This window comes from Pseudomonas nitroreducens NBRC 12694, assembly GCF_002091755.1.
Lineage (GTDB): Bacteria > Pseudomonadota > Gammaproteobacteria > Pseudomonadales > Pseudomonadaceae > Pseudomonas > Pseudomonas nitroreducens.
Map to the genome: position 1 here is coordinate 1 of NZ_BDAI01000035.1, position 872 is coordinate 872.

Sequence of the window (872 nt, forward strand, 5' to 3'; positions counted from 1 at the left end):
GGCGACGTTGCTCTGCGCCTGGAAGCTGGCCGCGCCGTCGATGTCGGTGACATCGAGCTTGCCGCCGAGGGTGACCGGGGCGTCGGTCTCGTTGGCGCTGCCGCTGGTCTGGCCGGTGATCACCGCCGCGTCATTGGTGCCGGTGACGGTAATGGTGATGGTCTGCGGGTCGCTCAGCGCGCCGTTGTTGTCCTTCGCCTGGTAGGTGAAGGTAACGTTCTCGCTCTGGCCGGCGGCCAGGTGGTCGAAGTCGCTGCCCGGATTGAAGGTGTAGCTGCCATCGCTGTTGAAGGTCAGCGAACCTTTGCCCTGTGCCACGTCGGTGGCCAGTTGATAACCCGCGATGGTGCCATCGACATCGGTGGCGACCGGAACCTGGCCATCGAGAACGGTGTTCTCCTCGGTGGTCTGGGCATCGGCGAAGGCCACCGGCTTGTCGTTGGTGCCGGTCACGGTGATGGTGATGGTCTGCGGGTCGCTCAGGGCGCCGTTGTTGTCCTTCGCCTGGTAGGTGAAGGTGACGTTCTCGCTGGCGCCAGCGGCCAGGTGGTCGAAGGCGGTACCCGGATTGAAGGTGTAGCTGCCGTTGGCATTGAAGGTCAGCGTGCCTTTGCCTTGCGCCACGTCGGTGGCCAGCTGGTAGCTGACGACGGTGCCGTCGACATCGCTGGCGGCCGGAACCTGACCGTTGAGCACGGTGTTCTCTTCGGTGTTGGCGACGTCGGCCGAGGCGACCGGGGCATCGTTGGTGCCGTTGATGGTGACGGTCACGGTGCTGCTGGTGCCGTCGGCGGCCTTCACGGTGAAGGTGTCGGTGAGCTTGTCGCCGACATTCAGCTCGTTGTAGGCGCTGTTGGCGGTGTAGGTCCAGC

The 872-nt window shown here is 65.0% G+C and carries 1 protein-coding gene; it reads right to left on the reverse strand.

All coding sequences use genetic code 11. The features are described from left to right. Positions 1-872 (reverse strand): cadherin-like domain-containing protein (locus PNI01S_RS28130; RefSeq protein WP_143514281.1); only part of this gene is annotated, 872 nt, incomplete at both ends.